Genomic DNA, 13,675 nt, shown 5'->3' on the forward strand with positions numbered 1-13,675 from the left:
GGGCTGGAAGGACATCTGGCAACTGAGAGCAATCCTAGGAAGAGGAGAAACAGAAAAAGCTGCGACTAAGCAGGAGGTCGCGTAACATGATCCCGAGCGCCGCTCTTCAACCTCCAACTAAAAGCGGGACACTCTCCGGTTTTGCGGCGTTGCCGACACAGCCCGGACTATCGACAGCCAACATTGTGCCTACTCCGGACGGACGCTTCCACCTGCTCGACACTTATGTCACATGGAATGCCACGTCAAAGCTCACCCTCGTGGGGGAAGCCGATTACGTCATCAACCGTTCGTTCGAGCGCTCCGCGCCGGCGCACGTCACAGGCGGTGCAGCATACGCGCATTATCAACTCACACCTAAGGTGGCTCTAACGGCTCGGGCTGAATACCTGTCGGATCGTGGCGGCCTGTTCAGCGGGGTAACGCAAGCGCTGAAAGAGACCACCTTCACTACCGAATACCGTCTCGCCGAGGGGTTCCTGATGCGCGGCGAATGGAGACGCGATTTCTCCAACCAGCCGTTTTTTCTCACCGACCTTGCCAATGTGCTGAAGAAGGAACGGAACACCGCGACTCTCGGGTTGATCTGGTGGTGGGGACAAAAACAAGGGACATGGTAGTTGCAGGAGACAAGACTTATGCAGGACTTGATTTTCATCGTGGCGACCATCGCGTTCTTCGCAATGTCGATCGGATATGTGCGGTTCTGTGACCGCGTGAAGTGAGGAAGAAACGTATGCATCTGGAATCAGCAATCATGCTTGCCGTCAGCGCGCTGATGACCGTGTACCTGGTCTACGCGCTGTTGCGGCCGGAGAAGTTCTGACATGACAGCCAACGGATGGCTACAGATTGTCGTTTTCCTGCTATTGGTCCTGGCGGTGACCAAGCCGCTCGGGGTCTACATGGCGCGCGTGTTCAACCGCGAGCGGACATTCATGGATCCGGTGTTGCGTCCCCTCGAGCGGCTGCTCTACCGCGTGACGGGCGTGGACGAGGACCACGAGATGCGCTGGACCGAATACGCCGTCGCCATGCTGCTGTTCAGCCTGGTGTCGATGGTGGTGCTGTATCTGATGCAGCGGCTTCAGGGCTATCTGCCGTTTAACCCGCAGAAAATGGGCGCGGTCTCACCTCCAGCCCTGGCATTCAACACCGCTGCGTCGTTCACCACCAACACCAATTGGCAGAACTACGGTGGCGAAAGCACCATGAGCTACTTCACCCAAATGGCCGGCCTCGCCTACCACAACTTCATCTCGGCGGCGGTGGGCATTGCGCTGGCCATTGCCTTCATTCGCGGCGTCGCGCGCCGCCAGATGGAGACGATCGGCAATTTCTGGGTGGACATGGTCCGCAGTTGCCTGTGGGTGCTGCTGCCGTTCTGCATCGTGGGCGCGCTGGTCCTGGTTTCGCAGGGCGTGGTTCAGAACCTGAAGCCCTACGACACGGTCAAGCTGGTTGAACCGCAACAGGTGCAGAAGCTGGACGCGAATGCAAAGCCGGTGCTCGGCCCGGACGGCAAGCCCGTCATGGATGTGGTCACAGAGCAAACCATCGCCCAGGGGCCCGTTGCTTCGCAGGAAATCATCAAGGAACTCGGCACCAACGGCGGCGGCTTCTTCAACGCCAACAGTTCGCACCCGTTTGAGAATCCGACACCCCTGTCCAACCTGATTGAGTTGGTGTCTATTTTCGCCATCGGCTCCGGATTGACTTACACACTCGGGCGGATGACAGGATCGCCGCGCCATGGGTGGGCGGTGTGGGCCGCGATGGCGATTTTGTTTGTGGCGGGCGTGACCGTGGCGTACTGGGCTGAGGCGCGGGGCAATCCGCTGTATCCCGCAGCCGTAGCTCAACACGCCAACTCGTCACAGCCCGGCGGAAACATGGAAGGCAAAGACGTTCGCTTCGGAATTGCCAACACCGCCCTGTGGGCGACGGTTACGACCGACGCAAGCTGCGGTGCGATCAACGGTTGGCACGATTCCTTTACCCCCCTGGGTGGCATGGTGCCGCTGGTCAACATCATGTTGAGCGAAGTCATCTTCGGCGGGGTGGGCGCCGGCATGTACGGCATGCTCATCTACATTGTGCTCGCCGTATTCATTGCCGGACTAATGGTCGGGCGAACGCCGGAGTACCTGGGCAAGAAAATCGAAGGTTACGACGTGAAGATGGCCATGCTCGTGGTGCTGGTGTTCCCGCTGGTGATCCTGGTGTTCACGGCGATTTCGGCGGTGAAGCCGTTCGGCACTTCAAGCATCCTGAATGCCGGGCCGCATGGACTGTCTGAGATCCTCTACTCATTCACATCGCAGGCCGGAAACAACGGCTCCGCGTTCGCGGGACTCACCACCAATACCCTTTGGTACAACACCGCGGGCGCGTTCACCATGTTGATTGGGCGCTTCCTGATGATCATCCCCATGCTGGCAATCGCCGGCAACCTGGCGCGCAAGAAATACGTGCCGCCTTCCCTGGGCACGTTCCCGGTGACGACGCCGCTGTTCACCGTACTGCTGATCGGCGTGATCCTGATCGTCGGAGCGCTCACGTTTTTCCCGGCTCTGAGCCTGGGCCCGATTCTGGAGCACCTGCTGATGGGCGCCGGCAAGACTTTCTGAGGATTTATGGCGAGACAAAAAGCGATTTGGGAATGGAAGATCGTGCGCCGCGCGATCTGGGACGCAATCGTGAAGCTGAACCCGCGCAAGATGATGGGCAATCCCGTTATGTTTGTGGTGGAAGTGGGCAGCGTGATCACCACCGTGCTGCTGTTCCGCGGCGGCACGGCCTTCAAGTTCAACCTGCAGATCACGCTGTGGCTCTGGTTCACCGTACTGTTCGCCAATTTCGCCGAGGCGATGGCCGAAGGACGCGGCAAAGCCCAAGCGGACACGCTGCGCAAGGCCAGGGCGGAAACGGTCGCGAACCGTTTGCTCGCTAACGGGCAGATAGAAAAAGTACCCAGTTCCAAGCTGCGTGCCGGGGACATGGTCCTGGTTTCTGCCGGCGAGTTCATTCCCTCCGACGGTGAGATCACCGAGGGCGTGGCTTCGGTGGATGAATCGGCCATCACCGGCGAGTCCGCTCCCGTGATCCGCGAATCCGGCGGGGACCGCTCTGCCGTGACCGGCGGCACGCGCGTCCTTTCCGACCAAATCAAAGTCAAGATCACCTCGAACCCGGGTGAGACCTTCCTCGATCGCATGATCGCCCTGGTGGAGGGCGCCGAGCGGCAGAAGACACCCAACGAGATTGCGCTGAACATTCTGCTGGCGGGCTTGACAATCATCTTCCTGTTAGCGGTGGTGACCTTACAGCCGTTCGCGATTTACTCCGGCTCGCCCCAGACCGTGTTTGTGCTGGTATCGCTGCTGGTGTGCCTGATCCCGACCACCATCGGGGGCCTTCTGTCCGCCATCGGCATTGCCGGCATGGACCGGCTGATTCAGCACAACGTGCTTGCCATGTCCGGGCGTGCGGTGGAGGCGGCCGGTGATGTCAACACGCTGCTGCTCGACAAAACGGGAACCATCACACTGGGCAACCGGCAGGCCTCGCGCTTCATTCCCGCGCCCGGTGTTACCGAGCAGGAACTGGCGGATGCCGCCCAGCTTTCCTCGCTTGCCGACGAGACTCCGGAAGGCCGCTCGATTGTCGTGCTGGCCAAGGAGAAATATGGCCTGCGCGGACGCGAGTTGGGAAAGCACGAAGCGGAGTTCGTGCCCTTCTCCGCACAGACGCGCATGTCGGGCGTGAACATGAATGGCTTCCAGATCCGCAAGGGCGCGGTGGACGCGATCGCCAACTTTGTCAAGCAGGGAGGCCGCGACTTCCCGGTTCAGGTGCAGGCTAGCGTGGAGCAGATCGCCCGCGCCGGCGGTACGCCTCTGGTGGTGGCGGAGAAAAGCCGCGGCGCGCTGGGAGTGATCGAGCTAAAGGACATTGTCAAGGGAGGCATGAAGGAGCGCTTTGACCAGCTTCGCGCCATCGGCATCCGCACCGTCATGATTACCGGCGACAATCCGCTGACTGCTGCCGCCATCGCGCGCGAGGCCGGCGTGGATGACTTCCTCGCGCAAGCCACTCCCAAGGACAAGATGGATCTCATCAAAAGCGAGCAGGCGGGCGGCAAGCTGGTGGCGATGACCGGTGACGGCACCAACGACGCCCCGGCGCTGGCCCAGGCCGATGTGGGCGTGGCCATGAATACCGGCACGCAGGCCGCAAAAGAGGCCGGCAACATGGTGGACTTGGATTCCAACCCCACCAAGCTGATCGAGGTGGTGGAAATCGGCAAACAATTGCTGATGACGCGCGGCGCCTTGACCACGTTTTCCATCGCCAACGATGTGGCCAAATATTTCGCCATCATTCCGGCGATGTTCGCCGGCACGTTCCCGGTGTTGAACGCGCTCAACATCATGCACCTGCAGACACCGCAGTCGGCGGTGCTTTCGGCCGTAATCTTCAACGCGCTGATCATCATCGCGCTGATTCCGCTGGCGCTGCGCGGCGTGAAGTACCGCCCCATGGCCGCCGCGGCGCTGCTGCGCCGCAATCTCTGGATTTACGGGGCGGGCGGAATCATTGTTCCGTTCATCGGGATCAAGCTGATTGACATGCTGATCTCCAGCGTCCGTCTTGCATAGGAATTAGTTATGAAGAAAAATTTAATCACGGCTGTTCTGATGACCGTCGCCACCACCGTTCTCCTCGGCATCATCTACCCGCTGGTTGTGACCGGCATCGCCCGCGTCATTTTCCCGAACAAGGCCAACGGACAGCTGATCCAGCGCGACGGAACAATTGTGGGATCGCGAATTATTGGCCAGCCATTCACCGGCCCTGGATATTTTCACTCGCGACCCTCGGCGGCCGGGACCAATGGCTACGATGCCGCCAACTCCGCCGGTAGCAACCTCGGCCCCACGAACAAGGCGCTGATTGACCGCGTCCGGCAGAGTGCCGATTCCTTGCAGGCGGAGAATCCCGGCAAGCCTGTGCCCGTGGATATGGTCACGACGTCCGCGTCGGGTCTCGATCCCGAGATCACGCCCGCAGCGGCTGATTTTCAGGTGCGGCGCGTGGCGCACGAGCGCAGCATGAACGAGGACCAACTGCGCCAGTTGGTCGCAAAGCACACGGCGGGACGGCAGCTCCAGTTTCTTGGCGAGCCGCGAGTCAATGTATTGGAACTGAATCTTGATTTGGACGCGACTTACCCCCTGCAGAAGAGGGCGTCAAAATAATAACTGTTCAAAATGGCGTGACCGGATTTTCGGGCGTCTGCTACAGGTCATCGCTCTTATCGTTTTGCCGCGCCTGCTGAACCATCTCCACAAAAACGTTTCTGGTTTCCGCCGGATTGCTCGCTTCCCGCGAAAACGCAATGCGGCAGCCACGCACGCCATCCTGGGCCTTTAATCGCAGGTGAAACCCGAGCCGGTCGATCGACGTTACGGCTGCTTCCTGCGCTTCGATCCCGGCCAAAGCCCGCGCCAGTACAATCAGCGCATCCTTATGGTCTCGATTCATGTGCTCCATGATCCCGACGGCAGCGTCCGCCAGCGGGTCTGGTTGCGCGCCTTGATAGTCCGGGGCGGAGATCCAGCCCATCACGCCGAATCCACCAACGTAGTACACGTTCACCACGTCCATGCGGTAAAAGGCAAAATCCTCGAAGTCCACCCAGTATCGGCTGTTCTCGTGGCGGGCCACGTAGAGTCTGCGCGCTTCGGCGATCTCCCCTTTTTTGCCTATCGCCAAAACATTTCCCAGCAGGGTGGCCCTGGAGGCGCCCAGGGGATCGCTGCTGGCATCCGGTTGTGTTACCAGCAGGCTGGCGCGCGGATCCGCCAGCAGATTGTGGGTGTGCATGGCCATTGTGCTGATCAGGAAGATGGGGCGCCCAACCTCGTCCAGGCCATAGGGCATCACGGAACCGAAGGGAAAGCCTGGCTGTTTGCGCGAGAGGGTGGAGAGGGTGCCAATGCGGCACAAGTACAACAGGGTGCGAGCGCGCTCGGCAAACGAGGGCTCGGGGATCGCCGGCTGGTCAGTCACCGGACTACCGCTCGCGTGCTTCCTCACCGACCTCACTCGCGGCTCTCCAGTCCGTTCAAATGATCTTGTGCATCGACGTTTCGTCGCTCCTGAATTCGATGAAGCGGCGGCGGCACGGGACGAGTTTAATTCAGAAAGGGAGAAAGCCGATAATGGGTAGCTCATGCAGGCGGATTCTTGGGTAGAATTTCCTTTTCGATGAATTCTTATCTTGTTCGGGGGGCTTATGCGCAACCGACAGTGCCTCGTTCTCGCCGCCCTGCTCCTGTTATCCATTCCTGCTGCGGCCGACTCTAAGATCAAGACTCGCAACACCGTCATGGGCCACAACACGGAAAGCACGGTCTACATCAAGGGTGCCCGCGAGCGCACCGAGGGTGCGAGCATGGGCATGGGGCCCAGTCTGGTGACCGTCACGCAGTGTGATCGGAAGCGGGTCATCACTATCAATCCGCAAGCGAACACCTGCATGGTGATGCCGCTGGGCGAAGAATCCGGTAAATCGACTGTCGCTCCTGCTGCCGCCACCGGAAGCAACCGCAAAGGCGGTACCATCACGTTCAACGTCAATATCGTCGACACCGGCGAGCGTCAGAAGATGCTCGGACTTACCGCGCGCCATATCAAGACCACGATGAACGCCGAGTCCAGCTCCGATGCCTGCTCGAAAAGCAGCCTGCACACCGAGAGCGACGGCTGGTACGCCGACATTGCACCGGCGTTCTCTTGCTCCTTGGGCACAATGCCTCCGCCCTCGCGCGGTCGAAGCGGCTGCCAGGACACGGTGCGCATCAAACGCTCGGGCGCTGCCTCTCCGGGCTATCCGCTGAAACAGACGACCACCGTGCAGGCCGAGGGCCACAGCTTTACCACGATTTCGGAAGTCGTCGAACTGACCAACACCCCACTGAATGCTTCGCTCTTCGAGATGCCGGCGGGATGCAAAGTCGTCGGCAGCTACCAGGAACTGCTGAGCATGGGAGACATGGCCGCCGAAATGATGGGCGGACGTCCACCGATACCGCCCACCACAGCGGCTGCTCCAGAACCCACCGCAGAGCCTGAGCCGCCGCCTGCGCCGGCGACTCCGGCGGCTGCACCGGCTCCCGCCGTCGCCGTTAAGTCCAGCGGCGTGGTGCGCGTCGGGGTGGTCAAGATCAAGGATGCGAGCGACCAGCATCTGCCCACCGAGAATCTCCGCATCAACCTGATGAGCGAGGTCACGGTGCGCCAGATGGAGGCCGTTCCGCTCGATGCCGACGGCGATCCGGCCATCGCCGCCGAAGCCGCGCTGAAAAACTGCGACTACATTCTCTACACCGATGCCAGTCAGGTGAAAGCACCGGGCACAGGCGTCGCGTTGCCCGCCGCGCTCCGCGGCGTCTCGCTGGATAAGAACAGGTACCAGGCGCTGCTCGCGATGACGCTCTATCGCGTCGGCAAACCGCAGCCGGAGTTGAAGCAGGCGCCGCTGGCGGCTGATGGCGAGCAGATGGGCGTCAATGCGGTCATGGCCGCCTTCGAGAAGGAGGCGGACAAAGTCGCCGAGCAAGTGAAGAAGGATCGCGAGCCCGTGAAGCCGTCCAAGAAGTCACCGGCTCCAGTGAGAAAACCCGTGACGCCCAAGAAGCCGCTCACCCGCAACTGAGCGATGAATGATGGATACGTGAACGCTGCACCGTGTTGACCGGCTACTTGTCCGGATGGAACGACGCGATGAGCTGATCGAATTTCTGCCGATTGGCGGCGATGGTCTTGGCCGGGCCGGTGAACTTGACGAACAGGTTGCCGTCCGAACCTTCGAGAATCGCCCCGAGCAGGCGATAGTCCGCGACCGCCGGCTGAGCGGCAAGCGGACCGCCCATCCCGGAGTACGTGCCGGACGTGTCAATCGTGGTGATGGTCAATCCCTGCATCGTCCGCTTGGCGACCTGCGCCACTGCGGGTTTTCCGTCCGGCGCGCGGAACTGATCCTTCCACCGCTCGATGTTGGCATCAACGCTCCCGCCCTGGCCCGCGCCGAAGAAGTAGATGGCGCATTCGGCGCCGATCTTGTCCCCGGGTGCCGGCGCGACCGCGTACGTGGCCACCCGCATCGGGCGAGCGCCTTCGTTCTTCCAGCCAGCCGGGGCCGTCCAGCGCATGCCGGCGGCCGATTCGGCGACCACGGCAACCGATGTCACCGACAGCAACAGGAACACAATGAGTGTGCGCATGTCGCAAGTATACCGGCTCACGAATGGGCCGCGTTTCTCATCGTGCGCGGCTCCTTGGTAAGTCGCGTCCCAAGGAAGCCCAAGCGCATCCTTTTTCACTGATGGATTTCGTTCGGCTCGGAGGTATTCTATCGGACCGGGCGGGTAATTCTCGTAAGCTCATGGCGATCCTCCCCCAAGCGAGGAAACTTCAAGAATGAAGCTCCGCATTCTCTCCCTTAGTGCTGACCAGGAACTCACCCTGCTGCGCAAACGTGTTCTGGAATCGGCAGGACATGAAGTGCTCGCGCCGCTGTCGGACAAAGCAGCGCTGGAAGCTGCGTCCGGTGAGAACGGGTTCGACGTTGCCATTGTCTGCTACCGCATGTGGCCCGGAAAGGCGCGGCGAGTCATGCGCATCTTCCGCGAACACAATCCCGAGGGAAGGTTTCTCGTGATGGTGCGGGTGTATGGGGAAGTGCCCGAGCTTGAGGGTGATCGCTACGTCGTCGGCGCCGATGGGCCAGACGCGCTCCTGCGTGTGCTGAATGAAATGCAGATACCCGGTAAAGGCATCTGAGCCAGCGGGAAGGGAGCGGACACGGGCGGAGATGGCATCATCAAGAAGGTGCACCACCGGCGCCGGAAGTCAGCGAGGCATCCTGTCGAGGTCGCGCCCCTCTTTGCCACTGCGACAGACTCGGTGCCTCGACGCTTTGATTGGTTAAGTAACAATACTCACGCAGGACTGCGCGTCGCAGGCTCATTTCGTCTTCGAAACCGCATTCGCGCGCGTAACGGGTCACATCCCCGGGTACCGGCTGGCCCAGGCGCTCTTCGAAGTACCAGCGGCATAGATCGTCCCACGGCACTCCCACCTCGGACAGGCTGGGATTCTGCAGCCCGACCGACTCAAGCGCGCGCTCCTTGTCGCCGGCCCGTGCCGCGAGCCGGTCGTACTCGCCCGTCATGAGCAACTCGTCGACAATCCGGCTGTCCACGTCCGGCACTCCCCAGCTCTTGGTCAACTGGAGTAGCGCCTCCTCCTTCAGCATCCGACTAAACGTTTCGATGGTCAGATCATGCTCGGTGAGCCAGCGTTGAAAACGCTTCAGGTCCGCCAGATCGCGTTTGTCCCGCCACCGATCGCCAGTCTCCTGGAGCTGCTCGGCGCTGAGCAAGATGTTTTGACGAGAAGCCTCGGTGGCAGCCAGGAAACGCACCAGCGCGCCTTGCGCGACGCGCCGGTACGAGGCTTCGATTTGCATCTCCTCGCGCAGGGTGGTGGGAAGCACGGTTGACCCGCCCTTGGCACTCTCCAGCGCGCCCGGCATGGAGCTTGCGACATGCCAAATGTGTGTGTTTTCCACCGGGTAGGAGACGCGCTTGGGAGTCAATCCCGCTGCGATGCGCTGCTGCATGATTGCCAGCATCGCGCGCGCATCCTCCCGTTTCTGGTCCACCTGACCGGTCGGCAGCCACTGCTCCAGGGCGCACAACTCCGCCGCCGGCAATCCATGCAGATGCGCCTGTCGGAGCACTTCCGGATAGCACCGCTCCGGGTAGAAGAGAGCCTTGGCGATTCGGAGCAGAGCCTCTAGTGAAGCTGCAGAGATTGCGCCCGTCGCTTGGGCCTTCTTGAGCGTAATTCTGATGTTGACCATGGCCTCCGATGCCAGGCGATACCCCGTGTCTGGGGGGCCATGTCTTACCGCGACCTCGTCGTCATCCTCCAGTTCGCCGCTGCGGAACGCCTCATAGACGGCGCCCACGCCTTCCATGCCGAAGGCCTCCAGTTCAACCGCGCGTAGCGCTCCCATGCTGGCGCTGCCAAACACGTGAATCCCATTCTTCATTGCCCAGAGGATCTCTTTGTGCCAGACCGACGGGACGCGTTCGAAGTAGCCGTCGATGATGCCGATCGCGCAGGGCTGCTTGCGAGCGGCACGGTACACGTCTCCCTGCGAGACCGGCGGCAGAAACACGGCATCCAGGTACTCTCGCGCCTGCTCAGGCGGCAAACTTGGGCCGGTGAAGACGTAAACACTCATTGCTTCACTTCCATATGGGCAAGGGCACGCCGGCCATAACGGCAGTTTGGCACCACGCCTTTGGCTTCCAGACCGGGAATGATGACTCGTGCCACCGGCAACCCAAATTCCGGCTTGGTCAGATCCACCACGAAAACGTGTTCAATGCCGATGCCCTGCAATCGCTTTAGTTCCCAGGCTACATCGCCATCGAGGGTATCTCCCTCCCAGGTCGGGACCTTACGGAAATCGCGACTTGGGGTGCCAGTGGCGAGCCGTTGCCGCAGGCCGTCGATAGCCTCGGGTGACATCGCCCGGTCATACATCGTACGAAACAAATCGTCGCGCGAGCCGGAGATGCAGGCGGCACGACTCTGGGCGGCCTCGGTCAGGGCGCGCAACAGGGCGACCTCGCGTGCCGGATGACAGCCCGAACCACCGGCGGAATACAGGTCACGCAAGCCCTTGCTCTCCCGATCGACAATGCCGCATTCGAAACAGGGAAGCCCAACGTCGGTGGTCGATTCCCACACCCCAACTGTGACCCCCGCTTGCTCGTATTTGTCGAGCACCTCACGGCAACCTGGATCGTCGACTGTGTCCGGATCGATGCGCCGCCTGTCGCGCTCCTCCTCGGACAGCAGGAAGAACAGAGTTGTGGCATCCCGCTCGACGACCTCGCAGATGGCGTGGCTGATTGCCTCCAGCAAATGATTGCCGGAGGCTAAACCGTTGGATGAGGCCGCAAAATTTCCCGGACACAATGTCTTGTCCACGGTGTAAATCGTGTGCACCAGCTCGTAGGGCAGCCACACCGGCTCCTCGGCGAGAAGGTCGAAACCTTGTATCCACAGCAGCGGACGATCATGGTGGAAGAGGCAGGGATCCTCGCGCGCCATCTCCGCCACATCCGCTAAGCGGTGGGTCCGGCTCAGCTCAGCGTAGCTGTCGTACTTCAGAGGCAGAGTGGTCAAATACTCGGCGTGATAGCCCTCGACCGACTCCATCAGGCCCGAAGCTTTGGCTGCCCACAAGTCCAGCCCCTTGCCTTGCGACACGGCTATGGATCGCGAGTTGGGCCGCACCACCATCACCACCGGAACGCCGATGCAGTCCAGCCCAGTTACGTCGGCAATCCGAGTGATCCCCATGCTCGCCATGAACGGGCGAACTCGCTCGACAGTCTCTTGCGGCGAGACCAGTCGGTGCGTGCCTGCGCGGTATGCCTTGGCAAGACCGGGAGTTAAGGATGTTGCCATGCTTTCTATCCCTCTGTCGCTTTGCTGTCCGACTCAGGTCCGGACTCGACCCGCTCTGATCCGAGCAAAAGCCCTAGCATAGCTCGTTCTCTAGGGGTTAGCGCGCCGTCCCAGGCGTGCAGCTTCTCACCCAGTGCGCAGAGTTCGCTTTCATCCAACTCGATTCTCTTGCGTTCCGCGTCTTCGCGCTCGCTGGATCGCTGCGGCGGCAACGCCAGGGCGAGGTAACGGCCATCGGCTTTCGCCACCAGGCGCAACTCCATCCAGCGGCGCAGCAACGTCTCCACCTCCGCCTCCGTCCGCCCCAACTCGGCGGCCTCCTCCACCAGCGCCCTCCACGAGTGGTACCGATCAAGGAAGAGGTAGAGCGCCCGTTCTACTCCGCCCAGTCGCATCGTACGCTGAAGCGCTCCGACGCGATCATCCTGGATCGTGAGTGTGTTGCCATCGTCCCTGTGGATCAAACCGCTGCGGTTGGCATTCGCCTCCCAAGCGGCGACCGCTTCTTGAAGTCCGACGGTATAGGTGGAGGGATCGCGGCCGTCCGCGTAATCATGCTCGAAGTAATAAGCAAGGTTCGCCAGCTCGCTCTCCGGCAGGTCGTAGACGTAAGCGTACGACCGGTCGCAGCGCACGTTGCACAATCCAAACTGCTCGGGATTGACGAAAAAGGGGCTAAACCGATCCACCCGGACAGGCCCGCACCCCTGCGGTGGCTCCAAGTGGTGCAGGCCAGCAATCAGCGAGACCATTTCTTCGTACTCGCTGGATTCCTCCCCCGGAAGCCCATACATTAAGTTCCAATTGCATTTCACTCCGAATTGCTTGCACCACTTCAGCAACTCCACGTTCTGCAACGCAGTGGTACCTTTGCGGATCAGACTCAGCACGCGCGTACTGAAGCTCTCGATTCCGGGCTGAATGGTCCTAACCCCGGCCTCGCGGAGTAACGCCACCTGCTCCTTCCGCAGGTTCGCTTTGGTCTCGTAGAAGATATCGAGGGCAATTCCGCGCTTGATGAGTTCGGGAAACAAGTCGTGGAAATACTGCATGTCGAGAATGTTGTCGACCATTTCCACCTTGGGAGTTTGATAACGGGTGGTCAGCGCGATGATCTCATCCAGCGCCCGCTGCCAGCTCTTGACCCGATACTGCATGGAAAGCCCGTTGAGGCCGCAAAACGTGCAGTGCGCCTTCTCTCCCCACCAGCATCCGCGCGACGTTTCCATCAGCACGTGCCCGGAGCCTTCCGCAATCGGAGCACGGTTCTCCTCCGCGAAGTAGTCGTCATAGTCGGGATAGGGAAGCGTGTCCAGGTCCTTCACACGCTCCGGATGCAGGCTGGAAAAATAGCTGGTGCCGTCCTTGCGTGAGATCACGCCGGGAACGCCGTGTACGTCTTGCCCAGTGCGCATCCGCTCCAGTAACTGGGGAAAGCTGATGTCGGCTTCGCCACTGCAGACGAAGTCAATCGCGGGAAATGAGCGGTGGAGTTGCAGTCCCATCGCACCTTCGCAGTTGGCCCCACCGAACACAATCGGGAGCTTTGGGTAGCGTTGCTTGACGCGCTGAGCCAGAGCCAGGGAGGGCAGATTCTGGGTGAAATTGGTGGTGAATCCCACAATGTCGTACGCTGCCCAGTCCACGGCGGCCATGCACCCGTCTAGAAATGCCGGCGCGGCATCGCGCGCGCGGCGCAGCTCAGCGAAGAACACGTCCTCTCTTTGGTGGAGCCACGGCCGATAACGCCCACCCAACATCTCCAGAAAATCGCGCTGGCGTGCCCCTGCTCCATCAAAGACGCACCCTGAGAATATCCAGTCGCCGATCAGGGCTTCCGGTGGGCTGAGCCAGGCCACGGTTTGGAAGAACTCATTCCCATGGCGTTCCGCATAGCGCAAGTTGAGGTAGAGCACCTCACTCGCGAACCCCACGCGCTGCAAAAGCGCTTTGAGCAGGCTGACGCCCATGGCGGGGCGGATGGAGCCAAACGGCATGTTAACGAAGAGCACTCGCACATCAGTCCCGCCGACTGCGCACACTACAGACACCGGCCCAGGCATAGAGCCTTATCCGTGCCTTAAAGCGCCAGGATCGATCTCGATCAGATAGGGAG

The 13,675-nt window shown here is 61.0% G+C and carries 12 protein-coding genes; 7 read left to right on the plus strand and 5 right to left on the minus strand.

What is annotated here, in order from left to right; genetic code table 11:
* Positions 1-86: 86 nt before the first annotated feature.
* From LAN64_10400 to kdpC, 5 genes are all read left to right on the plus strand, one after another.
* Positions 87-620 (plus strand): porin, encoded by a 534-nt coding sequence (locus LAN64_10400; GenBank protein MBZ5568245.1) that lies wholly within the window; start codon positions 87-89, stop codon positions 618-620.
* A 116-nt stretch (positions 621-736) separates the two neighbouring features.
* Positions 737-826, plus strand: a complete 90-nt coding sequence (kdpF, locus tag LAN64_10405) for a K(+)-transporting ATPase subunit F (protein MBZ5568246.1) — start codon at positions 737-739, stop codon at positions 824-826.
* Between the two features lies 1 nt (position 827).
* Complete coding sequence (kdpA, locus tag LAN64_10410) at positions 828-2,630, plus strand: potassium-transporting ATPase subunit KdpA (protein ID MBZ5568247.1); 1,803 nt, start codon at positions 828-830, stop codon at positions 2,628-2,630.
* 6 nt (positions 2,631-2,636) lie between these two features.
* On the plus strand, positions 2,637-4,661 hold the full coding sequence (gene kdpB, locus LAN64_10415) for a potassium-transporting ATPase subunit KdpB (protein ID MBZ5568248.1): 2,025 nt from the start codon (positions 2,637-2,639) through the stop codon (positions 4,659-4,661).
* 9 nt (positions 4,662-4,670) lie between these two features.
* A complete protein-coding gene (gene kdpC, locus LAN64_10420) occupies positions 4,671-5,261 on the plus strand; it encodes a potassium-transporting ATPase subunit KdpC (protein MBZ5568249.1) in 591 nt (196 codons plus the stop codon).
* A 40-nt stretch (positions 5,262-5,301) separates the two neighbouring features.
* On the opposite strand, the gene LAN64_10425 is transcribed toward kdpC, so the two are convergent.
* On the minus strand, positions 5,302-6,240 hold the full coding sequence (locus LAN64_10425) for a DUF2470 domain-containing protein (GenBank protein MBZ5568250.1): 939 nt from the start codon (positions 6,238-6,240) through the stop codon (positions 5,302-5,304).
* Between the two features lie 61 nt (positions 6,241-6,301).
* On the opposite strand from LAN64_10425, the gene LAN64_10430 reads away from it, so the two are divergent.
* The gene (locus LAN64_10430) at positions 6,302-7,723 is read left to right on the plus strand and encodes a DUF4412 domain-containing protein (protein ID MBZ5568251.1); all 1,422 of its coding nucleotides are present in this window, start codon (positions 6,302-6,304) and stop codon (positions 7,721-7,723) included.
* Between the two features lie 43 nt (positions 7,724-7,766).
* Here the strand turns inward: LAN64_10430 and LAN64_10435 are convergent, their stop codons facing one another.
* Positions 7,767-8,291: a hypothetical protein gene (locus LAN64_10435; protein MBZ5568252.1), complete on the minus strand. Its 525-nt coding sequence runs from the start codon at positions 8,289-8,291 to the stop codon at positions 7,767-7,769.
* A gap of 196 nt (positions 8,292-8,487) precedes the next feature.
* Between LAN64_10435 and LAN64_10440 the strand changes: the two genes are divergently transcribed.
* The gene (locus LAN64_10440; GenBank protein ID MBZ5568253.1) at positions 8,488-8,850 is read left to right on the plus strand and encodes a hypothetical protein; all 363 of its coding nucleotides are present in this window, start codon (positions 8,488-8,490) and stop codon (positions 8,848-8,850) included.
* A gap of 40 nt (positions 8,851-8,890) precedes the next feature.
* On the opposite strand, the gene LAN64_10445 is transcribed toward LAN64_10440, so the two are convergent.
* Genes LAN64_10445 through LAN64_10455 form a run of 3 tightly spaced genes read right to left on the minus strand, consistent with a single transcriptional unit; the run spans position 8,891 to position 13,571 of the window.
* Positions 8,891-10,321, minus strand: coding sequence for a hypothetical protein (locus LAN64_10445; protein MBZ5568254.1), 1,431 nt, complete (start codon positions 10,319-10,321; stop codon positions 8,891-8,893).
* Entirely contained in the window at positions 10,318-11,559 is a 1,242-nt protein-coding gene (locus LAN64_10450; GenBank protein MBZ5568255.1) for a YcaO-like family protein, read from the minus strand. The genes LAN64_10445 and LAN64_10450 overlap by 4 nt, the downstream gene beginning before the upstream one ends.
* A 5-nt stretch (positions 11,560-11,564) precedes the next feature.
* A complete protein-coding gene (locus LAN64_10455) occupies positions 11,565-13,571 on the minus strand; it encodes a RiPP maturation radical SAM C-methyltransferase (GenBank protein ID MBZ5568256.1) in 2,007 nt (668 codons plus the stop codon).
* Positions 13,572-13,675: the final 104 nt, after the last annotated feature.

This window comes from Terriglobia bacterium (assembly GCA_020073185.1).
Lineage (GTDB): Bacteria > Acidobacteriota > Terriglobia > Terriglobales > Acidobacteriaceae > JAIQGF01.